Origin of the sequence: Chryseobacterium sp. CFS2 (genome assembly GCF_036543225.1) — a bacterium.
In the GTDB taxonomy this organism is placed as follows: domain Bacteria; phylum Bacteroidota; class Bacteroidia; order Flavobacteriales; family Weeksellaceae; genus Chryseobacterium; species Chryseobacterium culicis_A.
The window spans coordinates 449,579-470,752 of sequence record NZ_JAZHQU010000001.1 but is presented as its reverse complement, the minus strand read 5'-3'; the positions used below and the strand labels follow the sequence as shown (position 1 = coordinate 470,752).

The 21,174-nt window shown below is 37.0% G+C and carries 17 protein-coding genes; 13 read left to right on the top strand and 4 right to left on the bottom strand.

The window, feature by feature from the left end:
- Positions 1 to 175: 175 nt before the first annotated feature.
- From ODR02_RS02155 to ODR02_RS02130, 6 genes are all read left to right on the top strand, one after another.
- The gene (locus tag ODR02_RS02155; RefSeq protein WP_309511475.1) at positions 176 to 2,440 is read left to right on the top strand and encodes a glycoside hydrolase family 20 protein; all 2,265 of its coding nucleotides are present in this window, start codon (positions 176 to 178) and stop codon (positions 2,438 to 2,440) included.
- 8 nt (positions 2,441 to 2,448) lie between these two features.
- Complete coding sequence (locus ODR02_RS02150; protein ID WP_309511474.1) at positions 2,449 to 3,090, top strand: Crp/Fnr family transcriptional regulator; 642 nt, start codon at positions 2,449 to 2,451, stop codon at positions 3,088 to 3,090.
- 257 nt (positions 3,091 to 3,347) lie between these two features.
- Positions 3,348 to 4,142, top strand: coding sequence for a sulfite exporter TauE/SafE family protein (locus ODR02_RS02145; RefSeq protein ID WP_309511473.1), 795 nt, complete (start codon positions 3,348 to 3,350; stop codon positions 4,140 to 4,142).
- Positions 4,143 to 4,225: 83 nt separating this feature from the next.
- Positions 4,226 to 5,647 (top strand): MBL fold metallo-hydrolase, encoded by a 1,422-nt coding sequence (locus tag ODR02_RS02140; RefSeq protein ID WP_309511472.1) that lies wholly within the window; start codon positions 4,226 to 4,228, stop codon positions 5,645 to 5,647.
- A 10-nt stretch (positions 5,648 to 5,657) separates the two neighbouring features.
- Complete coding sequence (locus ODR02_RS02135) at positions 5,658 to 6,221, top strand: YeeE/YedE family protein (RefSeq protein WP_209785287.1); 564 nt, start codon at positions 5,658 to 5,660, stop codon at positions 6,219 to 6,221.
- Positions 6,222 to 6,249: 28 nt separating this feature from the next.
- Positions 6,250 to 6,732 carry a DUF6691 family protein gene (locus ODR02_RS02130; RefSeq protein WP_309511471.1) on the top strand — a complete coding sequence of 161 codons (483 nt, stop codon included), beginning with the start codon at positions 6,250 to 6,252 and terminating at the stop codon, positions 6,730 to 6,732.
- 54 nt (positions 6,733 to 6,786) lie between these two features.
- Here ODR02_RS02130 and ODR02_RS02125 read toward each other — a convergent pair whose 3' ends face one another.
- The 4 genes from ODR02_RS02125 to ODR02_RS02110 all read right to left on the bottom strand — a co-directional run bounded on the left by ODR02_RS02125 (position 6,787) and on the right by ODR02_RS02110 (position 10,524).
- On the bottom strand, positions 6,787 to 8,187 hold the full coding sequence (locus tag ODR02_RS02125; RefSeq protein ID WP_309511470.1) for a TolC family protein: 1,401 nt from the start codon (positions 8,185 to 8,187) through the stop codon (positions 6,787 to 6,789).
- A gap of 1 nt (position 8,188) precedes the next feature.
- Entirely contained in the window at positions 8,189 to 9,346 is a 1,158-nt protein-coding gene (locus tag ODR02_RS02120; protein ID WP_209785284.1) for an HlyD family secretion protein, read from the bottom strand.
- Positions 9,347 to 9,351: 5 nt separating this feature from the next.
- The gene (locus tag ODR02_RS02115) at positions 9,352 to 9,717 is read right to left on the bottom strand and encodes a DUF3302 domain-containing protein (RefSeq protein WP_209785283.1); all 366 of its coding nucleotides are present in this window, start codon (positions 9,715 to 9,717) and stop codon (positions 9,352 to 9,354) included.
- 228 nt (positions 9,718 to 9,945) lie between these two features.
- A complete protein-coding gene (locus tag ODR02_RS02110) occupies positions 9,946 to 10,524 on the bottom strand; it encodes a Crp/Fnr family transcriptional regulator (RefSeq protein ID WP_309511469.1) in 579 nt (192 codons plus the stop codon).
- 149 nt (positions 10,525 to 10,673) lie between these two features.
- Between ODR02_RS02110 and ODR02_RS02105 the strand changes: the two genes are divergently transcribed.
- The 7 genes from ODR02_RS02105 (at position 10,674) to dacB (ending at position 21,151) form a co-directional block, all read left to right on the top strand.
- Positions 10,674 to 11,669, top strand: a complete 996-nt coding sequence (locus ODR02_RS02105; protein WP_209785281.1) for an isoaspartyl peptidase/L-asparaginase family protein — start codon at positions 10,674 to 10,676, stop codon at positions 11,667 to 11,669.
- Between the two features lie 201 nt (positions 11,670 to 11,870).
- Positions 11,871 to 12,425: a hypothetical protein gene (locus ODR02_RS02100; RefSeq protein ID WP_309511468.1), complete on the top strand. Its 555-nt coding sequence runs from the start codon at positions 11,871 to 11,873 to the stop codon at positions 12,423 to 12,425.
- 20 nt (positions 12,426 to 12,445) lie between these two features.
- Positions 12,446 to 13,108: a copper homeostasis protein CutC gene (locus ODR02_RS02095; RefSeq protein ID WP_209785280.1), complete on the top strand. Its 663-nt coding sequence runs from the start codon at positions 12,446 to 12,448 to the stop codon at positions 13,106 to 13,108.
- A 126-nt stretch (positions 13,109 to 13,234) separates the two neighbouring features.
- Complete coding sequence (locus ODR02_RS02090) at positions 13,235 to 15,703, top strand: beta-mannosidase (RefSeq protein ID WP_309511467.1); 2,469 nt, start codon at positions 13,235 to 13,237, stop codon at positions 15,701 to 15,703.
- Between the two features lie 135 nt (positions 15,704 to 15,838).
- Positions 15,839 to 16,747: an AEC family transporter gene (locus tag ODR02_RS02085; RefSeq protein ID WP_209785278.1), complete on the top strand. Its 909-nt coding sequence runs from the start codon at positions 15,839 to 15,841 to the stop codon at positions 16,745 to 16,747.
- A gap of 325 nt (positions 16,748 to 17,072) precedes the next feature.
- Positions 17,073 to 19,520: a replication restart helicase PriA gene (gene priA / locus ODR02_RS02080; RefSeq protein ID WP_309511466.1), complete on the top strand. Its 2,448-nt coding sequence runs from the start codon at positions 17,073 to 17,075 to the stop codon at positions 19,518 to 19,520.
- 161 nt (positions 19,521 to 19,681) lie between these two features.
- Positions 19,682 to 21,151: a D-alanyl-D-alanine carboxypeptidase/D-alanyl-D-alanine endopeptidase gene (gene dacB, locus ODR02_RS02075; RefSeq protein WP_209785276.1), complete on the top strand. Its 1,470-nt coding sequence runs from the start codon at positions 19,682 to 19,684 to the stop codon at positions 21,149 to 21,151.
- Positions 21,152 to 21,174: the final 23 nt, after the last annotated feature.

The following is a 21,174-nucleotide window of genomic DNA, read 5'->3' as shown; positions in this document are numbered from 1 at the left end:
AAAAAACAAACCATGATGCACTAGATATAATAGAATAATTTCTATAATTGTGTTTTAATAACGGTAAATTATCCGTTTCGTAATCCTCTAAACAATGAGGGGTAAATTTTGTTTTTAAAAAGACTCAAAGAGTTTTGAAAAATAATTATCTTAGCTCAAACCTTAACCACATTCAATGATACGGACTTTTTTAGTGTTTTTTGTATTGATTTCTAACGTGATTTTAGCCCAGAATAAATTAAATCTAATCCCTTATCCTCAAAAAGTTCAACTTTTACAGGGAGAATTTATACTTCCAGAAACATTGGTATTAAGTGGTGATCTGCCAAAAGAGGAAACAGAATATTTCAAAAAACGGATAGAACCTCAGTTAAAATTTCAATATGCTCAAAAGAGTGGTGGTATTCATTTAACAAGTTCTATAATTCCTGCGTCTTCTCCAGCTGATGCTGAACAGAAAAAAGAATATTATTCTATAGAAATTTCTCCCAACCAAATTCATGTAAAATCTTATACGAAACAGGGATATTTCCTGGCGCTACAGACACTGGTTCAGATTTTCGAACAATATAAAGAGAGTAAGAAAATTCCGGCAATGAAGATTGAAGACCAGCCAAAATTTGCCTGGCGTGGAATGCACCTGGATGTTTGCCGCCACTTTTTCACCGTAAATGAAGTGAAACAGTACATTGATTATCTGGCGATGTATAAATTAAACACATTCCACTGGCATTTGACAGATGATCAGGGATGGAGAATTGAAATCAAAAAATATCCAAAGCTTACTCAGATTGGCTCAAAACGTAAAGAATCAATGATTGGGGCTTATGTTGACAATACGTTTGACGGAAAATCTTACGGACCTTATTTTTATACTCAGGAACAAATAAAAGAAGTGGTAAAATACGCTCAGGACAGACATATTACAGTGGTCCCGGAAATTGAAATGCCAGGACATGCATTGGCAGCTTTATCAGCATATCCTGAACTGGCATGTACCAAAGGTCCTTTTGAATCTGCTACAAAATGGGGTGTTTTTGATGATGTTTTCTGTCCGAAAGATGAGACCTTTACTTTTCTGGAAAACGTTTTGGATGAGGTAATCAAATTATTCCCATCCCAATACATTCACATTGGTGGTGACGAATGCCCGAAAACACGATGGAAAGAATGCACACACTGCCAGGAATTGATTAAGAAAAATAATTTAAAAGATGAACATGGTTTACAAAGCTACTTTATTCATCGAATTGAAAAATATGTCAACAGCAAAGGACGAAAAATTATTGGCTGGGATGAAATTTTAGAAGGTGGATTAGCTCCTAATGCTGCGGTAATGAGCTGGACAGGGGTGAACGGAGGTATTGAAGCTGCAAAATCAAAACATTTTGCCGTAATGACACCCGGAGCCTATTGCTATTTTGATCACTATCAGGGAGATCCACAATCTGAACCTAATGCTTTTGGTGGTTTTACTCCTTTAGAAAAAGTATATTCTTATAATCCTATTCCTTCCGAACTGAATGCTGAACAGGCTAAATACATCATGGGAGTTCAGGCTAACCTGTGGACAGAATATATTTTAGATTTCAAACAGGTACAGTACATGATTTTTCCAAGATTAATGGCACTTTCTGAAGTGGGATGGGGAACATCAGATCCTAAAAATTATAAAGAGTTTGAAAACAGAGTGATCAACCAGTTTAAAGTTCTGGATGATATGAAGGTAAATTATGCCAGAAGTATTTATAATATCACCGGAAAAGTAATTCCTTCCAATACTGGAATTGCCTACGAATTGTCAACCTCGCAAAACACAAACGGAATAAGATATACACTGGACGGAACAAATCCTTCCATCAATTCTAAAACCTATCAGAATGCTGTTCAGATTCCTAATTCTTTAACTATTAAATCGGCTTATTTTGAAGAGGGTCAGCTGAAAAGCGCCGTGTCTGTACAACCATTTACCATTTCAAAGACAACAGGAAAAAAAATAACTCTTGAACAACAGCCAAGCGAAAATTATTCTTTTGGAGGAGCTTTCACCTTAGTAGATGGTATTATCGGAAATGTAAAACAACTGGGTAAAACATGGCTGGGGTTTCAGGGAAAAGATGTAGTGGCAACAATTGATTTTGGCCAGAAAACACCTTTTTCAGAAGTTTATTTCAATACCCTTGAAAATAAAGGAAGCTGGATTCATCTTGCTAAATCGGCAAAGATTTTTGTTTCTGATGATAACAGGAATTTTAAACTGATCAAAGAAATAGGGGCAGCAGAAATTCAGAATGCCAGCGGAAAAATCAAAGTGAATGTAGGAGCACAGAATGCAAAATACCTGAAAGTAAATATTGAAAATGCAGGTATTATTCCGGCCGGAAATCCCGGAGCAGATTCCAAAGCATGGTTGTTTGTTGATGAAATTGGTGTAAATTAGAATAAAAAATGCAGGACGAGACCATACTTTCTTCAGAATTCTCCTCATCACCGGAACTGGTAGAAAAACTGTATCAATATGGTACAACGAAAAATTATCATGAAGGAGATATTATTTTAGATGAAAATGCTTCCATCCGTTCTATTCCTATCGTGATGAAAGGAATGCTGAAAGTGATCAGAACAGAAGAAGACGGACGTGAAATTTTACTGTATTATATCAAAGCCGGAGAAAGTTGTATCATGTCTTTTCTGGGCGGGATGCACAATGAAAAAAGCATCGTAAAAGCTGAAATTGAAGAAGACGCAGAAATCCTTTTTCTCCCCGTAGATAAAGTCTCTTTATTCATCAAAGAACATCCGGAATGGCTGGATTATATTTTCAGATTATATCATAAAAGATTTGAAGAACTCCTGGATATCATCAATGCCATCGCTTTCAAAAAAGTAGACGAAAGACTTCTTAATCTGCTGCAGAAAAAATCTGAGCTTACAGGCTCTGAAACCATTCATACCACTCATGAGCAACTTGCCAATGAGTTGGGAACAGCAAGGGTAGTAGTTTCAAGACTTTTAAAACAGCTGGAGGAAGAAGGAAAACTCAAGCTGGGAAGAAACAAAATTATTCTCCTGAAAACCCTGAACTCATAACATTCACTTCACTTCAATCAAAGGTACTCATATTCCTCTCCCTCGGAGGGGTGGCGAAAATTCAAAGAATTTTTGACGGGGTGGTCAACGATCATTGCGAACCGAAGGTGAAGCAATCTCAAAGAAGAGGAATTACTCTAACTTCTTTGTGTCCTTTGTGAACCTATTTGTGTTAAAAAATCCGCTTATGTAACAAAAGTAGCTGTAGATTTTCTTTCACATTCCCATTTTTGCCTTAGAATTATTTGAATAGCAAAATGGAAATTATAGGATATGCAGCAGCCGTTTTAATAGGGGTTTCTCTAGGCTTAATCGGAGGAGGAGGAAGTATTCTCACCGTCCCCGTTCTCGTTTATCTCTTTGGTGTCGAAGCTTTTCTGGCAACTGAATATTCACTTTTTATTGTGGGAATAAGCAGTCTGGCAGGATCTTTTTCATATTTAAAAAAAGGATTAGTCAATGTTAAGATGGCGTTGATATTCGGAATTCCTTCTGTTATTTCTATTTTTCTGACCAGAATATATTTACTTCCCGTGATTCCTGATGAGGTATTCCAAATACAGAATTTCACCATTACCAAAAATATCTTTTTACTCTTGATTTTTGCAGGGTTAATGATTCTTGCTTCTTATAAAATGATAATAAAAAGTATTTCCAAAGAATCTTTAGATCATACGACGCACAAGAATAATGCTTTGCTTGCAGCAGGGCAAGGTTCGATAGTTGGTATTTTAACCGGATTGGTGGGAGCCGGAGGCGGCTTTATGATTATTCCTGCATTGGTAAATCTTCTGAAAATTCCAATAAAAACGGCTATAGGAACTTCTTTAGTTATCATCTCCGTCAATTCTCTGATCGGTTTTTTTTCTTCAGTAAACCATGTGAAAATAGAATGGAAACTATTGGTTTCTATCACTGCTATTGCCATTATCGGAATTGTAATCGGCTCACAATTATCAAAAAAAATAGAGGGTAAAAAACTGAAACCAGCATTTGGATGGTTTATCCTGGTGATGGGTATTTATATTATTACGAAAGAAATCTTCCTTTAATTTTCTTATGTAACAAAAGTAGCTGTAGAGGAAAAAAGAAAGCTGGAGATTTGTATCAGTTAACACAATCAAAAATAAATACAATGAAAATAGAACAGATTTATACAGGATGCCTTGCACAAGGTGCTTACTATATCACTTCAGCCGGAGAAGCCGCCATTATTGATCCGTTAAGAGAAACACAGCCTTATATCAACAGATTGAAAGAGGATGGAGTACAACTGAAATACATCTTTGAAACTCATTTCCATGCTGATTTTGTCAGTGGACATCTGGATTTAAGCCATAAAACAGGCGCTCCAATTGTATATGGACCGACAGCGAATCCTGAATTTGATGCTGTAATAGCAGCACATCAACAAATCTTTGAAATAGGGAATATTACAATCAAAGTTCTTCATACCCCGGGACACACGTTGGAAAGCTCATGTTACCTGTTGATTGATGAAAATGGAATTGAAAAAGCCCTTTTTAGTGGCGATACCTTATTCCTTGGAGATGTGGGACGCCCAGATCTCGCACAGAAAAGTGCTCATATGACTCAGGAAGAACTGGCAGGGCTTTTATATAATAGTTTATACACTAAAATTTTGCCTTTACAGGATGAGATTACTGTCTATCCAGCGCATGGAGCAGGTTCAGCATGCGGTAAAAATATGCAGAAGGAAACCGTAGATACATTGGGAAATCAAAAAAGAACGAATTATGCTTTGAACCAAAAGGACAGACAGAGTTTTATAAAAGAAGTGACTGACGGACTTTTACCTCCACCAGCGTATTTCGGGATGAATGTGATGATGAATAAAAAAGGATACAGCAGTTTTGATGAAGTTCTTTCAAAAGGTTTGCATGCTCTTACTCCGGAACAATTTGAAGAAACTGCAGAGGCTTCCGGAGCTTTGATTTTAGATGTAAGACCCAACGGTGAATTTGCTAAAAGTTTTATTCCACAGTCTGTCAATATAGGATTGAACGGAGATTTTGCCCCATGGGTGGGCGCTTTGATTGCCAATGTAAATCAACCCATCCTTCTGGTTGCTGAAAAAGGAACAGAGGAAGAAGCTGTAACCCGCTTGAGCAGAGTAGGATTTGATCATATTTTAGGATTTTTGGAAGGAGGTTTTGAAGCATGGGAAAAGAGTGGAAAAGAAACAGATGTTGTAAACCGTATTTCTGCAGAGCAGTTTGAAGCCGAAATAAAAGGTCAAAAAGCAAAAATAATTGATATAAGAAAAGAAAGTGAGTACAATGCAGAACATATTCATGAAGCTTACAGCAAACCTTTGGCATTGATCAACGAGTGGATTCATAAGATAGAGCCGTCGGAACATTTCTACATGCACTGTGGAAGCGGCTACAGAAGTACGATGGCCGCGAGCATTCTTCAGGCAAGAGGATACAGAAATTTTTCAGAAATTGAAGGTGGCTTTAAAGCGATTGTATCTACCGCTATACCTAAAAGCGATTTTGTGTGTCAGACTAAAATTTTAAATACATTAGATTAAAAAATAAACAATGCTAGAGATTATAAAAGAACCCTGGCCGTGGTATATTGCCGGCCCTTTGATTGGACTTACCGTTCCTGCCTTATTGATTATGGGAAATAAATCCTTTGGAATCAGTTCCTCACTGAGGCATATCTGTGCAGCCTGTATACCTGCCAATGTGAATTTTTTCAAATACGACTGGAAAAAAGAAGCCTGGAATTTATTTTTTGTACTGGGAATCTTCTTCGGAGGGATGATTGCTGCCAATTTTTTACTCAATCCCGCAGAAATAACCGTTAATCCAGACCTGAAAACAGAATTGGCAGGCTATGGAATTACAGATTACAGCCATCTGGTTCCGGTACAGCTCATGAGTTTTGAAAACCTACTGACCCTGAAAGGATTTCTCATAATGGTTGCAGGTGGATTTTTGGTAGGCTTTGGAACAAGGTATGCGGGAGGATGTACCAGCGGACATGCCATCATGGGACTTTCCAACTTACAATGGCCTTCTTTGGTAGCTACAATCTGTTTTATGATCGGTGGTTTTTTAATGGCTAATATTATTCTGCCAGTCATACTTTCCCTATAACTGTAATTTTAAAAGAGAAGTTTATATCATGATAAAAGAAAAAGATAGACACAATCGGGATGTGGTATGTGTGAACGAAAGCACCCTTACTCATCAATGGTATCATAACCTGAAGTACCTTGCTGCTGGGATTATTTTTGGGATTATTTTTGTGAAAGCAGAAGTCATCAGCTGGTTCAGGATACAGGAAATGTTCCGTCTGCAGTCTTTCCATATGTACGGAATTATCGGAAGTGCTGTTTTGGTAGGAATGATTTCAGTAATGCTGATTAAAAAATTCAAGATAAAAACAATCTATGGTGAACCCATTACGCTTACTCCAAAAAAGTTTAATAAAGGCCAGATCTACGGCGGATTGATATTTGGTTTTGGCTGGGCAATTACAGGAGCCTGTCCCGGACCTCTTTTTGCTCAGATCGGAACAGGAGCTTTAGCCGTATCCGTTACTTTGTTGAGTGCCGTTGCCGGAACATGGGTGTATGGATATTTCAGGGATCAGTTGCCTCATTAATTCTTTACAAAAAAAGACTGCAGAAAATAATCTGCAGTCCTTTCGAGTATAAAACTATGAATAAATGAAGTTCTCCGCACCTAAAGCCATATAAAGATTTATACGCTCTATTCTGTACTGAAGTTCCAGATTGATGAGGTTCATTTCATTTTTCAAAAGGTCTCTTTGTTTACGGATCAGTACAAAACTGTTGTTGGTACCTACCTTTATCTGTTTCTCAGTGAGATTAATGTTGTTTTTCAGTTCATTGACAGCATTAGTAGTATAATTCATCTGTTTTTCAATAGAGCGGAGGTTGGCTAAAGAAGATTCCACTTCGTTCAATGCATTCAGAACTGCTTTTGAGTATTCTTCAACAACCTGTTTCTGCTGAGAGTTTTTTATTTCCACATTCTTTTTAAGCTTTCCACCATTGAATAACGGAGAAACTAATCCTCCACCCACTTTTAACAAAGGATTGGAAAATAAAGAATTAATAGCCTCCACATTACTTCCCGCACTCCCAAGTGAGGAACTTATACTTATGGAAGGAAGCCTTGCTGCTTTAGCCTCCTGTACTTCGTAGAAAACTTTTTCGATCTGAAAATGACTGGCCTGTATGTCTGATCTGTTCTCCAGAAGTTCGAGAGGAAAAGATTCAGGAATACTACTTTTTACAGGGTTAAAAGAGTTTTGGGTAGCCAGTTTTCCCTCCGGATATTTCCCGGTGAGAAGTTCCAGGGATCTTCTGGACTGCATATTGGCATTTTTAATCTTTTCAAGATAGCCCTGCAGAGAAATAATTTCTGCAGAGATATTGGAAATATCCAGCGCATTTGCCGTTCCTACTTTCTTTTGAATAATATAAAGCTTTTCCAGGTCTTTGGTCTTCTTAATGTAGCTTTCAATCTTATCTTCCTGGATGTTTCCTGCAATATTCAGAAAATAAGCCTTGGCGATCATCCCTGCAATAGACTGATGCAGTAGGGTGTTCTGATGTTTTGCAGAAAAGTAACTGCTGGTACTTGCCATCTGTGAAGATTTATTTTTGCCCCAAAGATCAATTTCCCAATTGGCTTTTAAGGCAAGACGCTGAACCTGGCTGCCACTAACAAGATTATTGGAAGTATTGGCAACAGCACTTACGCTAGGATACAAATCACTTCCTGCAATTTCCATCGCCAATTCAACCTGATTCAGCTTTTCCCGGGCAATAATCAGGTCAGCATTATACAACATTCCTTCATTAATCAAGGCTTCCAGTTGAGAAGTTTTAAGATCATTGATCCAGTCATAGGAAATTGATTTTGAATTCGCTTTTCTGTCAAAGATCCAGTCATCCGGAATTTGTATATGAGAAGCAATTTCACTCTTTTCTTTCAACTCATCTATGTTTTCCTTTTTAGCTTCTTTATAACCGATACACGAACTTAAACTTACAGCAAGTGTGCTTAATAAAATTAACTTTTTATACATGTTAATGAAGTTTAGGGATCAGGAAGTTGATTTTACTGTTGATACGTACCATTACTTTTCGGATAAGATGAAGAGGTTTAACATGATCAGAATAGATCACTGCTGCTCCTCTTGCTCCCACTGTAAGGTGTTTCTGGTTGTCTTCCAGCACAAACTTGGCAATAAGTTTTCCATCAGTCTCGGGTAGTTGCCTTGCCGTATCAGGAAGTCCGGCTGTAGAACCGTTTCCGCCCAGCATTCCTCCAGCGTTATTCATGATCCCCTGACTCGTAGCATCAATTACATATTCAAGTCTGGCTTTCACCACTTTTCCCGGTTCTGTTTTAAGTGCCAGTTCTACTTCATTTCCGTTTTTTACCGATTCCAGCTCGTTCTGGGCAAAAAATCCAATGACTGACTGCTGCTTTTGAATCAGAACAAATGCAGATTTGAAAGGCGCCATAATTGCTCCTTCATTCAGCTGAACATTGGGAATTATGCCATCGGTAGGAGCCAGAACAACGGTTTGGGAAAGATTCCATTTTGCCTGGTCCAGCTTGGCATGAATCTCAGAAACAGATGAGTTTTCACCATCATAAGAGGCATTGGATTTTGTTTCCAAAGACTGCTGCTGCGACTGTGCTGCACTGATTCTGGATTGCAGATCACGTGCATTGGTTACAGCCTGTTCAAAATCAAATTTGTTGGCGGCTCCTGCCTGTACAAGCTCCTGATATTGGGCTACTCTTTTGTTGGCAAGATCAAGCTGTGACTGTAAGGCAGAAATATTTTTTCTGGAAGCCGAAATGTCTGCATCATAAGAATGTACCGTAGCTTTCATACTGCTCAGTTTAGCTTCCAGTGATTTAATTTCCTGTAGATAAGGCTCTCTGTCAATTACAAATAAAGTATCTCCCTTTTTTACTTCCTGGTTGGTCTTCACATATACTTTCTTTACCTTTCCTAAAACCTGAGTGGTAATATCCACACTTCGGTTTACAACCTTTACATCTGAAGTAATAGGACAGAAGTAGTTCAGACTTAATATTAAAGCTATAGATCCGAAGATAGGCAATGAATACACGATTACCTGTGTAGTAAATGTCCACGGGATCAGTTTTAATTTTTTAATAAGGAGCCAGCATATTCCGGCATATATTGCAACTAGTAATTCCAGCATGTTTTTTAATTTTCAATGGGTTTAACTTCTTCTTCGGTAAAATCTGTGTTTTCCGTTTCTTTTTTAGGAGGATCCTGATTTCCGTATTCATAGTTGGCCCAGATTAAGGCTACCGGCCATAAAAGGCCTCCAAAAACAAGGGAAAGGAGGCACATACTTTTTATGGCTTTCAGCTGAGGATGATTTTTTTCCTCCGCTACTTTTTCCGGATAAATGTGAACTTTCCAGAAAAGGTAAATTCCGGCAATAGGTAATACCAGTAAGATTAACCAGGATGCCCCGTCTGCTATTTTGTCTTCAATATTGCCTGTAGATGCCTGAACAAAATTGCATGTCAGTAACAGGCAGAGAATGGTGATTATTCTTTGCATAAATATAAAATGGTAATAAAATGTTGACTTAAGAAAATACAGATTCAATCCGTGATGAATATCCGGAAGATCATATATTAATCCTGTTAAGAGGTAAAGACTATTCTATAAGATGAAATGCTTTGAAGATGATTGTGTTTTTTTTCATTTGGTTTTTTTATTGATGAAGAACAAGTTTTTTGACCGGACAAAATTATACTGAACAAAACACTTAAAAATATTCTTAAGTTATTTTTTTCCTTGATTCTTTTTTTTATTGTCTCGGGCAGTAATACGGGAAAGAGAATTGGGAGTGATCCCTAAAAAATTAGCAATATACTTTCTGTTTGCATTTTGACAGACGAACGGGTGGCTGTTTAGAAAATCTTCATAGCGGGAAAGCGGCGAACTCTTACAAAATTGCTCTGTTCGTGCAGATAAAATGCTGATAATCTGTTTTAAAGATTTTAAATACAGCTTGTAAATTCCTTTGTGCTGAAATGCAATCTGTTCAAATTCACTTTTATTAAAAAGAATAATTTGAGAATCAATCACAGCTTGTATGGTATACTTTTTTGTGCCTTCATGGGAATATGATTCCGGGCTCTCCATAAAGGCAACCTCTTTTTCTGAGGGCAGGAAAGTATTGATTTCAACTCCGTTTTCATCGTCAAAGAAAAATCTCAGAAGACCATTGGTCATTATAAATAAATGGTTAAATGGCTGACCGGGTTCTAAAAGTTTTTCTTTTTTTCTAAGAAGTTTTGGAGTACTTATGCTTGTAAGGACCTGGATCTCTTCATCCGATAATTCCTTAAAGCAATCCATTTTTCTAAAGGTTTTAAACATACATATTAATTAAAATAACCATTATAAAAATAATAAAAAATAACAAAGAAAAAATAGTGAAAAAGGCATAAGACTTTCAATGAATTTTTTTTAGATATTTGCTTTGTATTAAATAATTCTTACATACAATGAACAATAACCGAAGAAGTTTTATTAAAAAACTGGGAATTGCCACCGCAGCACTTACCATTAATCCCTTAGATCTTATGGCCGGGGAGCTGCCTGAAAATAAAAAAATCATCAACAAACCTATTGTACTCTCTACCTGGAATTTTGGATTAAAGGCGAATGAAGAAGCATGGACAATCCTTGGAAAAGGAGGAAAAGCATTGGATGCCGTAGAGAAAGGAGTTCGTCTCGTAGAATTAGATCCTAAGGAAAGAAGTGTAGGCTATGGAGGCCGTCCGGACAGAGATGGAAGAGTCACGCTGGATGCCTGTATCATGGATGAAAATTACAATATCGGCTCTGTTGCCTGTCTGGAACATGTTAAGAATCCAATTTCTGTTGCCAGAGCGGTAATGGAAAAAACACCACATGTTATGCTCGTAGGAGATGGAGCACTGCAGTTTGCCCTTTCCCAGGGTTTTAAAAAAGAAAATCTTCTGACTCCGGAATCTGAAAAAGAATGGAAAGAATGGTTAAAAACCAGTCAGTATAAGCCTATCGCCAATATTGAAAACCATGATACTATAGGAATGATTGCTTTGGATGCGCAAGGAAACCTTTCCGGAGCCTGTACAACGAGTGGAATGGCTTTCAAAATGCATGGCAGAGTAGGAGATTCTCCAATTATCGGAGCGGGTTTATTTGTAGATAACGAAGTAGGAGCAGCTACAGCAACCGGGCATGGAGAAGAAGTGATAAGAACGGTGGGAACGCATCTTGTAGTGGAGTTGATGAGACAGGGCAGAAATCCGCAGGAAGCCTGTAAAGAAGCCGTGGAAAGGATTGTAAAAATCAATCAGCGAAGAAACAAAAATCTAAAAGATATCCAGGTGGGTTTTATCGCTATCAATAAAAAAGGAGAATATGGATCTTACTGTATTCAGGACGGATTCAACTTTGCGGTATATGACCAGAAAGGTAACCGCCTTGAAACACCGGAATTTGCTTTGAAATAATTGTATAATAAAGGCAATAAATAACCAGAGTTATAAATAAATTTTATCGGAGATAAAATCCTTGCGCCCAAAAAGAATGCTACAGGAAAAATCTTTGTGCCTTTGCGTTATTCCAACAAAAAACAGCAAATTAATAGGAATTTAGCTAATTTAAACAAATCAACGATACCTATTGGCTTTAGCCAAAACATACAACAAAATATGAAAAGAACAATTATCGCTTCCTTATTTTTGATGATCGCATGCAAGGAAGAGAAGAAGGAGATGAAAACAACTGCCGAACCGAAACCGATAAAGGAAAAAGTAGTTTTGAATTATGAATCCAATAAATCTGAAGAAGCGCAGGCTTGGCTGAAGAAGAGTATTGTAGATTATTTCAAAGCTGATATCGGAAGTGAAGAAAAGAATATGCAGAAGATCACAACCAAAGACTATTTCGATTATAAAACGGATGCCACAAATGTAGAGATGGATGTAGACGGAAGCCTTACCGAAAAAGAATTTCAGGATAAATGGAAGTCTAAGTTTGATACCAATAAAGCAGGAATTGGTGTTGGTTTTTTAATCTCAGCACAGGATTGGAATACTATTGAAGTCGAAAGTTGTGAGTTAAAATCTTCTTCAAAAGATGAATATATTTTCCATATAGTATTGAAAGATGATGGTTTTAAGGCGAAATATCCATCAATAATAAAAGTAGTTAAAGAAAACGGTTCCTTTCTGATTGCAGATGTTTTGCAGGATGAGCCAAAGTAAAATTAAATAGATACCATATAATGTCAAAAATAGAAATAGCGTGTTTTAATCCTGAGTCAGCAATAATCGCTTTTGAAAACGGAGCAGACAGAATAGAGTTATGTGATGGTCTCAGTGAAGGCGGAACAACTCCGGATTTTGAGACCATGAAACAGCTTCGTGAAAAAATTACGATCCCGATTTTTGTGATGATCCGCCCCAGAGGAGGAGATTTTACCTATTCGGATTCAGAATTTGAACAGATGAAAAATGATCTGGTTCATTTAAAATCTTTACATGCAGATGGTTTTGTATTTGGTATTCTGAATGAAAATGATGAGGTGAATGTGGAGCAGAATAAAGCTTTGGTAGCATTGGCATCCCCGCTTCCATGTACTTTTCACCGTGCTTTTGACCGTGCTGCAAGTCTTGAAGACTCTTTAGAAAAAGTAATTGAATGTGGTTTTTCTACCATTCTTACTTCCGGTCAGAAACCTAATGTATCTGAAGGAAAAGAAAATCTTAAGAAACTGGTTGAGCTCTCCGATGGAAGAATAGAAATACTTGTTGGAGGCGGACTTCGTTCATCCAATATTGAAGGAATTAGAGCATCTACAAAAGCCGGTTACTTCCATTCTTCAGCCATTACTGATGGAGGAGCTTTTGCGAATCCGGATGAAGTAGTTGCTTTAAAGAGTAAATAATAAATGATATACGCTCAGCTTGTCATTCCAGGCGTAGCGGGAATCTAAATTAATAAGATAGAGATTCCTTCGTTCCTCGGAATGACAAAATCACTGGTATTGTAATGATACAAAACAAATTTATTGATGAATAGAACGATCCTTTTTGCTTTCCTTTTCACGCAGAATATCCTTTCTGCACAGTTTTCCCAAAGAAATTTGTCTTCTGAAAACTGGCAGTTCAGAAATTCAAAAGATCAAAACTGGCTTCCCGCAAAAGTTCCGGGAACAGTGCATCTGGATTTAATCAGTAACAAGATTATTCCGGATCCTTTTAAAGATGAAAACGAAAAGAAAGTACAATGGGTGGAAAATGAAGATTGGGATTATCAGACTCAATTTATGATTTCATCTCAGGAACTGAAAAATGATAATATTGATTTGGTGTTTAATGGACTGGATACATTTTCTGAAATTTATCTTAACGGTAAGCTCTTAAAGAAAACAGATAATATGTTCAGGAAGTGGAATATTCCTGTGAAAAAATATCTGAAAGCAGGTAATAATATCGTACAGGTAAAGTTTCAATCTGCCGTAAATACCGGAAAGGAATTAGCGAAGAAAGTTCCATTTACCATGCCGGAATCACCAAGAAGCTTTGTGAGAAAAGCACAATATCAGTTTGGATGGGATTGGGGACCAAGGCTCGTTACTGCAGGAATATGGAAAGATGTTCAATTGGAATTCTGGAATAATGCCAAAATTATTACCGTTAAAGACATTCAGAACACAACTTCTAAAGCTATTAATGATTTACGATTTGATGTAGAAATTTATGCTGAAAATGCGGGTGATTATATATTAGATCTTAATAAAATCCACCAAAAAATAGTTTTAAAAAAAGGAATCAATACAATTTCGGTTCCTTATGAAACGAAAGGAATGAAGCTTTGGCAGCCTAACGGCCGTGGGGAAGCCAACCTCTATGATTTCGAAGTAAAACTTTCAAAAGATCAGAAAAATATTGATGGTAAAAATATCAGGATAGGCTTAAGAACGGTAGAATTGGTACAGGAAAAAGATGAAAAAGGAAAGTCATTCTACTTTAAAGTGAATGGGCAGCCATTGTATATCAAAGGAACCAACTGGATTCCCGGAGACAGTTTTTCACCAAGAATGACCAAAGAAAAATATCAGAAGCTGATCAAAGATACCAAAGATGCCAATATGAATATGATCCGTATCTGGGGAGGAGGAATCTATGAAGACGATGAGTTTTACAAAGCCTGTGATGAAAACGGAATTTTAGTATGGCAGGATTTTATGTTTGCAGGAAGTTTTTATCCGGGAGATGAAGCTTTTTTAAATAATGTAAAAGAGGAAGTAAAAGATCAGGTCAACAGACTTCAGAACCATCCTTCAATTGCTTTGTGGTGCGGAAATAATGAAATTGATGAGGCTATAGTCAACTGGGGATATCAAAAACAGTTTAAATATTCAAAAGACGACTCATTGCAGGTTTGGAAAGACTATAAAAAGTTGTTCCATGATGTCATTCCCAATGCATTGTCAGAAAACCTGGAATCAGATAAAAATATATATTGGCCAAGCTCTCCATCCATCGGTTGGGGACATAAAGAAAGCCTTACAGAAGGAGATTCCCATTATTGGGGTGTTTGGTGGGGTGAACAGCCCTTTGAGATTTACAACGAGAAAGTAGGACGTTTCATGTCGGAATATGGTTTTCAGGGCACACCCAGCCTTGAAACCACAAAATCTATGTTTTCAGGAACTCCTGAGTTGAACCTTCAAAATCCAACAATTAAAGCTCATGAAAAACATGCAAGAGGCTGGGATATTATTAATGAATATCTGAAGCGTGATTATAAGATTCCCACGGATTTTGTACAATATAATTATGTTTCACAGCTTTTGCAGGCAAGAGGAATGCAGATTGCCATTGAAGCTCACCGCCGCGCAAAACCTTACAATATGGGAACGTTGTATTGGCAGCTCAACGATTGCTGGCCAGTGGTTTCATGGTCTTCCATTGATTATCTTGGAAACTGGAAAGCCTTCCATTATCAGGCAAAAAGAAGTTTTGAACCTGTGTTGGTATCAATAGCTGAGACCGATAAAAGCTATGATGTTTATCTGATCAGTGATTTGATGAATACACTAAAGCTTAATACAAAATTTGAATTGATTGATTTTAAAGGAAAAACACTTTGGAAATCCACTCAGTCAGATGATATTAATGCTGATGTAAGTAAGAAAATTAGAAGCATCAGTAAATCAGAACTCGCTCAGTTTGATTTATCCGGAGTTGTTTTAAAAATAAGTTCTGATAAGGATTCGAAATTTGAAAAACACTTCTTCTTTAATAAGCCAAAAGATTTAAAACTTTCAAAACCGGAGATTACAATCAGAAAAATTTCACCCACCGAAATTGAAATATCAACGGACATCTTGGCAAAAGATGTTTACCTTATCGGAGATACTCACTTCAGTGATAATTTCTTTGATCTGTTACCGGGAGTTTCAAAAAAAATTACCCTTTCAAAACCTTTGAAAAATATTGAAGTGATGAGTCTTTGGGATGTGATGAAAGATTAAACTTTTTTAAAGTGCTGAAGTAGCCAAAGCATGTCAAGGTTTTAAACCTTGACATGCTTTATACCTAAAAAAATATAAATTTTACCCTTCCAACTCAAAAATCAGCCGTAAATTTGCACTATATTTCTTATAGTTATGGTAAATTTTGTTCTGATTGCAGTGTGTATCATTGCAGGAATGATATTCAAAGCAACAAAATCTATCCACCCCGATGCCCATAAAGGTATCAACACCTGGATTCTTTATCTTGCTCTTCCGGCAGTTTCGTTTAAATATCTGCCTAAAGTAAAATGGACAACAGAAATGCTGTTTCCCATTGCAGCCACATTTTTAATTTCTGTGTTCTGTTTCTTCTTTATGATGTTGTACAGCAAAAGCAGAGGGTATTCCAGGCGGTCCAGAAGTACTTTAGAACTGGCAAGCGGTTACAGCAATACTTCATTTATAGGATTCCCGTTAATCAGTGCTTTTTATGGGGAAGGGTTATTGAGTATTGCGATTATCTGCGATCAGACCATGTTTTTTGCCCTTTCCACACTCGGAATTATTGCTGCCGTAAAAGGAGGAAGCAAATCAGGAAAAGTAAGTGCCTTATTTATTTTAAAAAGACTGGTGACATTTCCTCCGTTAATAGGTTGTATTTCCGCCTTGGTATTGTCGCAGTTTATAGATTTTACTGTTGCAGAACCGTTTTTTGATAAATTAGCCGCTACGGTAAGCCCATTAGCTTTGTTTTCAGTGGGATTACAGCTGAAATTCAATGGATGGAAAAAACTGATTCCTCAGATGTCAATGTCGATGCTTTATAAATTGATTCTTGCCCCTGCAATTGTGTTGGGAATGGCTTTGTTATTGGGAATAAAAGGAGATGTGGCAAAAATTACTGTTTTTGAAGCGGCTATGCCTACACTTGTTACTTCAAGCATCATTGCAGAACAGTTCAGGCTGAATACAAAACTCACCAACCTGATCATTGGAGTCAGTATTATTGTCGGATTTTTTACTTCTGCATTTTGGTATGAGATGACTGAACTGCTTTTTTAATGATTAGTCATCATTTATTAATAAGGCCGGTTTTTTAACAACGCTTTATGTGAATTCTTTGTTATTTTGTAAGAATACCTTTGCTGAGTGGAACGCCCTTGCGAACGAATTAAAACGATTCATCATATCTTTGCAAACATTGCGTTTAGACCATGTTTTGGCTAAAGCCGATTGAGATTTTGATGATTAATTAAACGGACTAAAGTCCGTTCCTATTGAATTTTTTCTGACAAGGGTTGCTGGCACTGTTAAATAGTGCGAAAGAACTACTGTAAAGTTGCAGTTCTCTCAGGAAAAATCTAATTTTACACTTTAAATATTTCCCTTGCAATACGCTCAAATTGTTTTACCCCTGAACCTGAAAGGATCTTTTACCTATAAAGTTCCTGAAGAAATGATGTCTGAAATCCAACCTGGAATGCGTGTTCTGGTACCTTTTGGCGGAAAGAAGATTTATACGGGAATTGTATTTGAGCTTCATGATAACGCACCGGAAAACTTTGTAGCAAAGGAAGTCATCAGCATGTTGGATGATAAACCCATTATGCCTCAAGAGCAGATTGATTTCTGGAATTGGCTATCGGAATATTACATGTGCAGTCTGGGAGAAATCTACAGGTTTTCATTTCCTTCTTCATTAAAACTGGAGAGTGAAACCTATTTAAAATTAAAACCAGGAGTCGTTGTAGATTTTGAAAATCTGGATGTCAACGAAATGTACCTGATTCAGTCACTGGAAGTACGACAGCTGATTAATCTCACGGATATTGAAGCTTTTATTCCTAAAAAGGATATTATTAAAACAATCAATTCATTGATTGACCTTCAGTACATTGAGATTGATGAGAAAGTTGCTGAAAAGTATAAAGCGAAGGAAGTTGCTTATGTAAGAATCAATGATGAGGTTTTGGCCAATCAGAATCTTACAGACATTCTTTTAAAGCTGAACAGGGCTCAAAAACAGAAAGATCTTTTCCTTCTTATTTTGGAAAAGCAGACAGAAAATCCGAATGTTCCTATTAAAAAATCGGAACTGTTTGAAGATGGTTATTTCGGAAGCTCTCACTTCAAACCTTTGGCAGATAAAGGTCTTGTGGAGGAATATTACATGCAGAAAGACAGAATTGAAAGCTATGAAGGAGAAATTGAAGAACTCGAAGAACTTTCAGAACAGCAGAAAACAGCAAAATCTGAGATTGATGAAGCGTTTGAAGAAGGGAAGAATGTTTTGCTTCACGGAGTGACTTCCTCAGGGAAAACTCATATTTATTTAGAGAAAATTGATGAATGCATACGTGACGGAAAAAATGTTCTGTTCTTGCTTCCTGAAATTTCTCTCACCAAACAGATTACCCAGAGATTAGAAAAAAAATATGGCCGACAACTTGGTTTTTATCACCAGAAACTGACTGATTTTGAAAGAGTAGAAGTGTGGCGAAGAATCAGGCAGAATGATATCCGTATTCTGATAGGAACCCGTAATGCTCTGTTTTTACCTTATCAGAACCTTGGGCTCATTGTTGTGGATGAAGAGCATGATTCTGCGTACAGACCAAGAGAAGTTTCTCCTTATTTTAATGCTAAGGATGCATCATTGGTTTTAGGCGGATTTTACAATGCAGGAGTGATTTTAGGCTCTGCAACACCTTCTGTTGAAAGTTATTACAGAGCCCGGAAAGATAAAATGAAATATGTTTTCCTGAATGAAAGATTCGGGAATGTCAATCTGCCGGAATATGAACTGATCAACTTTAAAGAAGCTCTGGAATCAAAAAAGGTTTCAGGAAATTTCTCCCTGAAGCTTATTGAAGAGATCAAGAAAACTGTAGATGAAAAGAATCAGGCGATCGTCCTGCACAATCGTCGTGGCTATTCAAATGTCATAGAATGCGAGAGCTGTGGTTACGTAAATTATTGTTCCAATTGTGATGTGGTAATGACTTATCACAAAGCGGCTAATGAAATGAAGTGTCATTATTGCGGACAAAGAGCTTCAAAACCGAGAACCTGTCCGAAATGTAATTCTGAAAAGCTGAATGAAAGAGGAGTTGGAGTAGAACAAATCCATGAGGAAGTTACCCAACTGTTTCCTGAAAATGAAGTAGACAGAATGGATGTAGATTCTATGCGCAAAAAATTTGCCTACGAAAAGCTCTATGAGAAAATTGAGGAAGGAGAAACAGATATCATTGTAGGAACACAGATGATTTCCAAAGGGCTAGATTTTGATCATATTGAACTGGTTACTATTCCTAAAGCGGATTCCTTATTATATGTACAGGATTTCAGAGCAGAAGAAAGAGCTTACCAACTGATCACCCAGGTTTCAGGAAGAGCGGGAAGAGTTTCCGGAAAAGGGAGAATCCTTATTCAGACCTTTAATCCTGATCATTCTGTATTTCAGCTGATCAAGATGAACAATCCTGCGAAGATCTATAAATATATCCTTACAGAACGTCAGAAATTTCATTATCCGCCATTTACCAAGCTGATTATGATTGAAATGAAGCACAGAAGGGAAGATAAAGTAGATCGGGCGTCTCAGTTTCTGGGTTCAATCCTCAGAAAATACCTTCCGGAAGATTGTGTGTTAGGTCCGGAAAGAGCTCAGATTGCAAAGCTCAATAATCTGTATCAGTTCCAGATTATGCTTAAGCTTCCCCGTGGAAAAAACTATGAGAAATTTAAAAACATGGTTTTGATTAGTTTGAAAGAATTTGATGAAATCACTGCTTATCAAAGCATTAAAAAAGATGTTTTTGTAGATTTTTAACAATTTTTAACAAACTTTACACTCTTTTATAACAGGTCGGTGGTCCGTTATATGACAATAATTTCTACTTTTGGACGTTGATTAAGTGTTTGGCTCTTTTATTGGATGATTTAACCTGTCATTTTTTATAGAGTCAAAACTATAGAACAAAAAGAAGATAGATGGTAAATTTCAGAAAATATATTTCAAGTGCGGCGGTGTTGGCTTCTGGTCTTTTCCTGGCTCAATCTACCGTTTCTACCGTTCTTTATTCTCAGAATTATGACAATCAGAAAAGCAGTTTAAACCTGCCATCACCCGTAAGTACGATGGTGGAGAAAACTGTTTTGTCAGCAAAAGAACTGGTAGACATTAATGTAAACACAATGATGGCGGACCCTGTGCTGAAAAATGCAACCTGGGGATTCGTAGTGTACGATCCGAAAACGAAGAAGGTAATCTCTTCGTACAATGAAAATACTCCTTTAGTACCTGCTTCTACAACAAAGCTCCTTACAACGGAAACCGCATTAAATATGCTGGGGGAAAACTACCGTTGGATGACGCAACTGGAGTACTCAGGAACTATAGATGAAAATGGAGTTTTGAATGGAAATCTTTATGTGATAGGAAGTGGTGACCCGTCTTTGGGAACAAACAAAGCAGGAGCTGCCTCTTATAGAGATATTATTTCAGATTTCGTAGGCGGAGTTTCAAGAGAGGGAATTAAAAAGGTAAATGGTGATATTATCATTCAGACAGCGCTTTTCAAAGGCAATATTTCAGTGCTTCCGGAAAATGTTGTATGGTTGGAAAACAATAATTACTATTTGCCGGTAGGAAGTACCCGCGATATCAATCCGGCCAACGAAAAACTGATTGTTAAAAAAGGAGGTTTCTCTACAGAAAAGAAGTTTTTCTATGTTTCTCCTTATAATCATCAGATGGTATATGCTGATAAATATGAAGGAAACGGGACTTTAACAACCAAACTTCCTGATGCTCCGGCTTACCTTGCCAATTCTTTCAGAACAACATTGGTAAAAAGCGGAATTTCTGTTACCGGAAAAGTAACCCCGAAAATGACAGATGCAGCTCCGGAAGGAAGAAAAATGCTTTCAGCGTATAAATCACCTACTTTGAATGATATTATTTATTATACCAATCAGCACAGTGATAACTCATTGGCAGAAGCTTTGCTTAGAACGGTAGGATATCAGAGAATGGGTGACCAGACTTCAGAATCAGGGAAAATTGTAGTAACTAATCACTTGAAAGAGGCAGGATTTGATATGATTGGTCTTAATTATATCGATGGAAGTGGGCTTTCAAGAAGTAATAATGTAACCCCAATTTCTCAGGTGAAGTTTCTTACTTCTTTAATGGATCAGAAATATTACAGATCTTATCTGACTTCTCTGCCAATCGGAGGACAATCCGGAACACTAAAAAGAATGTTTAATGTAGGAGGGAACGGACAGGTTTTTGCTAAAACAGGAACTTTAAATAAAGTAAAAACATTAGCAGGATATCTGAAAACAAATTCCGGGAAAACATTAGTGTTTTCTTTAATGGTAAATAACTATTCAGGATCTGTAGATATGGTGAAGAAAAGGATGGAGAAAATTCTTGAACCTGCATTGGATCTTTAAAAATTTTTTATTTTATATATTAT